Here is a 5,852-nt window from a genome sequence, read left to right on the forward strand (position 1 = left end):
GGCGGCCAGGATGAAGCGTTCATGAAACGCCCACTCTTCGTCCGACATCAGGTCTCGTGCCAAGCTGGTCTCCATTGCAGATACCAGTTTGAATCACGTTCAGCCCGCCCTGTTAACACCTTTTGTCAACACGGCCTAGCCTGGTTCCCTTGGTGATCGGGCCGGAAAAACTATGTTTTTACCTTAGGCCGGCGCTTTCCACTTGCAAACCTCCGCGGCTCAATCTAAATCGCCCCAAGTGGACCGATAGCTCAGCTGGATAGAGTACTTGACTACGAATCAAGGGGTCGGGGGTTCGAATCCTCCTCGGTCCGCCATTGCACTAATCTGCATTGGATTTTCCCTTTTGTTTCAAGTTGTTAGATTTTGAAGTTGGAACTTGCTCCGACAGGTTGGAACTTTTTGTTCCCTCTATGGTCCGCCGAAGGTCAGCAGATTTCGAGTAGCTAAGCGTCTCGGTCTCACTTTCGTGACCCAAAAGAGCCATTCTTTGATCGCTAGACGCGCCATTTTCTTTAAAGATCGCGGCACGCCCTTTGCGGATTCCGTGCGCTGTTTTACCAGCCTCTAGACCAGCTGCTCGCGCAGCTTTCGAGAACCAAGTTGTTGCTGCTTTCTCGGAGCGCGTCTTACCGCCTTTCGTGCACAGGTAGTTGAAGTGTCTTGGCGCAGCTTCCAAGCATAGCGCCAGATCGTCAGTCGCCTCGAACCAGCTTGGCCCAATGACATGGAAAGGGCAGGTGGCCACGCTCTTTGATTTCTGGCGTGTGTAGGTCAACCAACCATCCGCATCTACCATCGAGATATTCAGGTTGCAGGTGTCGCCAATCGCGGCGCAAGTTCGATACATCAATTCAAAAGCCATGCGCTGCGGCGTGCCGATTGCCCAATGAGCGCGGAACAAATCAAAGTCATTGCGTGTCCAAGGTGTGAAACCTTCTGTTTTTGCGGTTTTGCGCTTGGCCACCATCAGCGCAACGTTCACATCAACGTCGCCCATCTCATCCCAATAACGGAATAATGAGCGCCAGACCTTGAGCCGGTTGTTCGCAGCGTGGCCGTCATAATTGGCCAGATCTCGCTTGATGTTCTTCGCGGAGACTTTGTTCAAAGGTGCTGCACCATACCGCCGACGGATATCATCACACCGCGTGCGCCATCTTTCGCGGGTACTTGGTGCTAGTGCCTGGAATGCACAGGAGCCGAGGTAAGCGGTCACGCCAGCGCCGAGCGTACCAGCTTTGAAGGTCTTTGGCTTGGCTTGGGGCTTTTCGCCTGCGGCTTCGATATATGCCGCTAAAAACTCGGGGCTGTCCTTTGGTGCGTCGGGCATAGCGATACCCGTTTCGCCCTTAGGGCGGTAGTACCAGCGTTGGTTGCCGCTTGGGAAAAAGTCAGATTGGTTCAAGTGTTTCAATCTGACCCCGCTTCGAAAATGTCTTCGCATGATGTGCCTTCCTGATAGCCTTCTATGGGAAGGTTATCAGCAAACGCGACAAGGTCATTAACGTGATACAGCCGCTTGCCATCCATGACACGGCGCGGGATATTCAAGGATTTCAACTTAGTCTCCGACATACCCAAGTAATGCGCCGCCTGAGGGGCAGGCATCAGCCGAGGTGTATAGTCAAAGCTCAGAGACATTAGTCGCCTACCCCCGCCAGCAGCATACCAATGCTCAGAAAACTCATCCCCGTAATCATACGCTCGACGCGGATGCCACCTTTGATAAAGGTCCATTCAGAAACGGGTTTGGGGAACTCACCTTTGGGCGTGTTTTCTTGGTACTTCTTCCCTTTGAAGGGGATAACGCGCTCTCCGACAATTTCGCCGTCTTCCCAGACATCGGAAAACAACTCGACTAACACATCAAAGGGATGTGCGCGCAGGTGATACACATTGTGGTGGTTCCATTCTAGCGCCGCATCAACGCCCATTTTCTCAGGCATGGCATAGAGAAAGGTTAGCACCTCCTCTAGCGTTTCTCCCTCAAACAATTCTTCGAACTCGCTCGGCTGAATTGTTTTGTAACCTCGGATTGTCTTGCGGAAGGCTGGCGAATACCTGATCCCTCCGAACCGCTTGACCCGCTCCACCGCCTGCCCCGGCGTATCGCTGACCAGTAGAGCAATAGTAACGCGCGCCGCATCCAAGGGGGTCATGTGCGGGGCGTTCACTCCACGAGCACCAGTGGTAAGCAATCCAGCTTCCTTCAGAAACCGGGTATAGGTCACCATTGTCTTTTGCGGCACGGAGAGCTCGAAGGCCATCGCCTCTATGAATGCGGTAGATTTCATTCTTCTATGTGTACAGCATCCGAAAAGAATCGCCAACTACTTTTGTAAGTGATACAAATAGAGTGTGGCCTTCCTTTCGAAACGCTTTCAAGGTCAACAAATCAAGTGTGAAACAATAGGAAACACCATGTTTGAACCCGGAAAAGAATACAATTTTGTCACGCTGGAATCTGCCGAAGACGGACCGGAACAATCCGAGAGCCTTTGGACAGTTGTCGCGGTAGAGGGCAATCTTCTCCACCTCCAAGTTGAAGCAACCACCGGGGGGGAGTTCGAGATGTTTGCAAAACCAAGCGAAGAGAGAAATATGGTGCTGAATACGGCATCACAGTTCTTTCATTCGGCAACGCCAGTAACCGAATAGAGAGAATGGGAGCCAGTTATTTGGCCCCCCGTCAAGCGTTACGCCGCTTTGCCGGCCCGATTTTTCCTTCAAGCCGCCTTATTCGCCCGATGCTCCTTCACAGCAACCGCGAATGCGTCAAGCGCCTGATCCAGTGGCACGCCCTGTTCCAGCCGCGCGCGCAGAGCCAAGACCAACAGATTCTTTTCTACTTCGTCCATGCGGGTCAGCGTCTTTACATCTTCTTGTTCCCTGATCCGGTCCTTTCGATAGGTCAGAGCCATCGTTCGCAGATCGTTCGCGAACACCCAATTCATGCAGGCCCCTTCATTCTTCAACCAGGTCAACAGTTCCTCGGTCGCCAACACCACGCCAGGTTCTTCCGGGTCATGCTGGATGTTTGGCGCGTCGATCTCGAACCACTCGGCAAGCTGGGCAATCCGTTGCTCGCAGGATAACCACTTGTCGGCGTCAGGGGTGATCCGGTGCTTTTCCCGATAGACGGCCAGCGGCCCGCCCACATAGCCGGAAAAGAGCCAATCAAGGTTCAGACCCTCACGCCCGCAGAACCCGAGCAGCTCATCCGTCAGCAGTAGCTCGTCCGGTTCGTCAGGGTCATAGGCCAGTGCAGGGGCATCGATCTCGAAGTGCGCGCAGAACCACGCCAAGCGCCCCTCAGGCGTGGTCATGTCCGCGTCATCCTCGCTGTAGAACGTGTAGCTAAGGCCGGGTGTTTCGACGTGCGTAGGTTTGGGATTTGTCATTTGGTTTCTCACTGATTTGGCTTCTTAAGGCCAGGCCCGATCCGTCCGGGCGCCGGGGTGTTAAGAACCTGCCAGTGAGACAAGCGTGACGATTTTACCCTGAGGCTCTTGCATAGCGTCACCACCCCAACATAAGTTGGACGGGTGATGGACGCCGCCAAGCGTTCACATCATTCTGCCGCTCCACGCGCCAACGTGGAAACCTTGCCAAAGGTTGTGCGGTATATCACTGGTCAGGGTTCTTAAGCCCAGCGATATAATCCTCGAAATGCGGGAAACGGTCAATCCCCCACCGCACCGCCGGGTTCTAGGCGGGTTGCCTGCATCTGTTGGTGCTTGGACATGCCAGCGGAACGGGCTGCGTCTGAGCGGGAAATCACGGTGTGGTCGCCCTTACCGTGATCCGATTTGCGATCCCCGCCTTTATCCTGTGGCTCAATCTGCTTGAGCAATTCACCAGACCGACGAAGCAGGCCGGGACGCCACTCACGTCCCGGCCCTGGTCCCCTGACGCGGGGTCCATGTGCATCAACCCCGGTTATCAGCCGTGTCGTGCTGCGCCGCGCCCGCAGGAATCAGGCCGCGCCATGTCGGGGTTTGCCCACTCCCGACTGACGGGATTGCTTTGGTGGGTGAAAGACCAAGACCACCGGGCGCAATCTGCCTTGTCTCATTCGCTCCAATCCACCAGTTTCAGGGCGGTTGCAGGGTCAACGCCTGCCTCTTTGGCTTGTGCCAGGGCCTGGATCACCGTTGCCGCTGCCCGTGCCCGTCCGCCTGCATCGAAGGCTTGCAGGGGCCGCATCAGGTCCAGCTTGATCGCCGATCCCAGCTTGTCCGTGGCTTCTTCGGCCATCTGTTCGGCCATCGGTTGCAGGGTCCATTGGGCAAGGTGGCGTTGCGCTTCCCGCACCATCGGCCCGGTTGTCGCCTTGTTGGTCAGGCCGGGAAGGATGCCGAATGCGGCGTTGATCTGGTCGCGGGCCTGGTCCAGCGTCTTGTCCATCATCGCCTTTTGCAGATCGGGGGTCAGATCGTTGGCCCGCCAGTCCTGCGCCGGGGCCGGTCCACCTGCCGCCTGTACCTGCACCGATTCCCGCACAAGGACGCGCCCGCGCGATCCGCGAAAGCCCCGCGCGATCTGGGCCAGGTCGGTTTCCGGTGTTTCCGGCATCGGCACGATGGACGATCCCAGCGGGGCGTCCCCGTAGACCTCGACAAGCGCCCGCTCGATCACTTCCAGCAGGTCAGCCGAGAGACTGGCCCGCTTGAGCGGGGCCGTCCCGTACCAGGGCTGACTTGCATCGGCCCCGATCCGAAAGTGCAGAACCTCGTCCGCCAGCGCGGTCATGGTCTTGCCGCCGCCCGCATCGGGCAATGAAAGCCGGTAGGCAACGGGCCGCGAAAGCCGGGTGGACAAATCCCAATCCGACACCGGAATCAGCGCCTCGTCCGTGATGTAGAACACCGCCTCGCCGCGCAGGGCCAGCATCCGGCCCGCGATTGCCAGCGCCCGCCGGGTCAACAGGCCGGTGCCCTCCACGTCCGCGACAGACAGCCCGTTTTCCCAGAGCGTGACCGCCCCCTGAACCGTGGCCGTCAGTTCGGCCCGCCCGCCGGTGCCGGTGATGTATGCCGTTCTCGCCGCGATCACCTGCGCCGTATAGCCGGTGCCGCTCGCGCGGGTTTCGACCTCTTGTTTGCGTTTGAATGGCCAGATCATTTCTGCCTCCGATACGGGCGCAGCAGGTCCGCCGCGCCGCTGTTTTGAAGCGCACGGGCCGCATGGGCCGCGCTGCGCTGATAGCTTTCCTGAATGGCCCCGCCCATGTTCACGCTGTAGCTGGACACGCCCGCCCGATCGGTGTCGTCAGCCATGTATTCGGCCAGGCGCCGGAACGCCTCGGAGACAGCCGCAGGCTGGTTGCCATCGCCCACCTGAGCCGTGACCCTGAACACGCCGTCAGACGGCAGGCACAGGCCCACGGGACCATCAGCCAGGGTCACGGAAACCCACGCCCCGCCTTCCCATTTCTCAGCCATGTGCGCGGTGACAGGCGACAGCGGGGGCGTCCAGCCCTCGCCCTCGCGCCCCTCGAACGTCCAGACAACCTCGCGGGCCGTGTAGCGGGTGCGGGTGTATGCCTCGATGCGTTGCCACGCCACCGCCGCGTCCCTGGCCGTCAGCCCGCTTTGGACATTGGGATAGCTGGTCGGGATTGCTTCAATCTCTTGCAAAAGGTCCGCCATTACGCCCTCCACCTGTTCAGGGTGCGGTGAAGGCCGGTGGTGGTGTTGTCACTCATGCCCCATGCCCGCGCCTCGATCTGCGCCGCCGGATAGGCTGGCCTTGTGACTGCCGACAATTCGAACAGATCGGCCTTGTTGATGGTCCGCAGCATGGACGCGCCGCGCCGCTCGATGCGCTCGCCACCCTGGGGAACGCGA

The 5,852-nt window shown here is 58.4% G+C and carries 8 protein-coding genes and 1 tRNA gene; 2 read left to right on the forward strand and 7 right to left on the reverse strand.

Going from position 1 to position 5,852, the window contains the following annotated elements; translation table 11 throughout:
- The first annotated feature begins 240 nt into the window (after nt 1–240).
- Nucleotides 241–317: transfer RNA gene (locus AB9K34_RS04455), tRNA-Arg, on the forward strand.
- 5 nt (nt 318–322) lie between these two features.
- Here AB9K34_RS04455 and AB9K34_RS04460 read toward each other — a convergent pair.
- The 3 genes from AB9K34_RS04460 to AB9K34_RS04470 are packed head-to-tail and all read right to left on the reverse strand — an operon-like array spanning nt 323 to nt 2,297.
- Nucleotides 323–1,408, reverse strand: a complete 1,086-nt coding sequence (locus tag AB9K34_RS04460; RefSeq protein ID WP_369953233.1) for a tyrosine-type recombinase/integrase — start codon at nt 1,406–1,408, stop codon at nt 323–325.
- Nucleotides 1,409–1,413: 5 nt separating this feature from the next.
- Nucleotides 1,414–1,644 (reverse strand): DNA-binding protein, encoded by a 231-nt coding sequence (locus AB9K34_RS04465; protein WP_369953234.1) that lies wholly within the window; start codon nt 1,642–1,644, stop codon nt 1,414–1,416.
- Nucleotides 1,644–2,297 (reverse strand): hypothetical protein, encoded by a 654-nt coding sequence (locus AB9K34_RS04470; protein WP_369953235.1) that lies wholly within the window; start codon nt 2,295–2,297, stop codon nt 1,644–1,646. The genes AB9K34_RS04465 and AB9K34_RS04470 overlap by 1 nt, the downstream gene beginning before the upstream one ends.
- A gap of 127 nt (nt 2,298–2,424) precedes the next feature.
- Here AB9K34_RS04470 and AB9K34_RS04475 point away from each other — a divergent pair, with 127 nt between their 5' ends.
- Entirely contained in the window at nt 2,425–2,661 is a 237-nt protein-coding gene (locus AB9K34_RS04475) for a hypothetical protein (protein WP_369953236.1), read from the forward strand.
- A 68-nt stretch (nt 2,662–2,729) separates the two neighbouring features.
- Here AB9K34_RS04475 and AB9K34_RS04480 read toward each other — a convergent pair whose 3' ends face one another.
- From AB9K34_RS04480 to AB9K34_RS04495, 4 genes are all read right to left on the reverse strand, one after another.
- Nucleotides 2,730–3,404 (reverse strand): hypothetical protein, encoded by a 675-nt coding sequence (locus tag AB9K34_RS04480; protein ID WP_369953237.1) that lies wholly within the window; start codon nt 3,402–3,404, stop codon nt 2,730–2,732.
- A gap of 670 nt (nt 3,405–4,074) precedes the next feature.
- Entirely contained in the window at nt 4,075–5,127 is a 1,053-nt protein-coding gene (locus AB9K34_RS04485) for a phage portal protein (protein WP_369953238.1), read from the reverse strand.
- Nucleotides 5,124–5,654, reverse strand: a complete 531-nt coding sequence (locus AB9K34_RS04490) for a hypothetical protein (RefSeq protein WP_369953239.1) — start codon at nt 5,652–5,654, stop codon at nt 5,124–5,126. Before AB9K34_RS04490 ends, AB9K34_RS04485 begins: the two co-directional genes overlap by 4 nt.
- Nucleotides 5,654–5,852, reverse strand: a 199-nt coding sequence (locus AB9K34_RS04495; protein WP_369953119.1) for an HK97 family phage prohead protease, incomplete at its 5' end; no start/stop codon positions are given. The genes AB9K34_RS04490 and AB9K34_RS04495, both read right to left, overlap by 1 nt.

It is taken from the genome of Sedimentitalea sp. XS_ASV28 (assembly GCF_041224545.1).
Lineage (GTDB): Bacteria > Pseudomonadota > Alphaproteobacteria > Rhodobacterales > Rhodobacteraceae > Sedimentitalea.

Excerpts from the sequence above, each read along its gene's own strand:
- AB9K34_RS04465 (WP_369953234.1), bottom strand. The coding sequence starts at position 1,644 with ATGTCTCTGAGCTTTGACTATACACCTCGGCTGATGCCTGCCCCTCAG.
- AB9K34_RS04470 (WP_369953235.1), bottom strand. The coding sequence starts at position 2,297 with ATGAAATCTACCGCATTCATAGAGGCGATGGCCTTCGAGCTCTCCGTG.
- AB9K34_RS04475 (WP_369953236.1), top strand. The coding sequence starts at position 2,425 with ATGTTTGAACCCGGAAAAGAATACAATTTTGTCACGCTGGAATCTGCC.
- AB9K34_RS04480 (WP_369953237.1), bottom strand. The coding sequence starts at position 3,404 with ATGACAAATCCCAAACCTACGCACGTCGAAACACCCGGCCTTAGCTAC.
- AB9K34_RS04485 (WP_369953238.1), bottom strand. The coding sequence starts at position 5,127 with ATGATCTGGCCATTCAAACGCAAACAAGAGGTCGAAACCCGCGCGAGC.
- AB9K34_RS04490 (WP_369953239.1), bottom strand. The coding sequence starts at position 5,654 with ATGGCGGACCTTTTGCAAGAGATTGAAGCAATCCCGACCAGCTATCCC.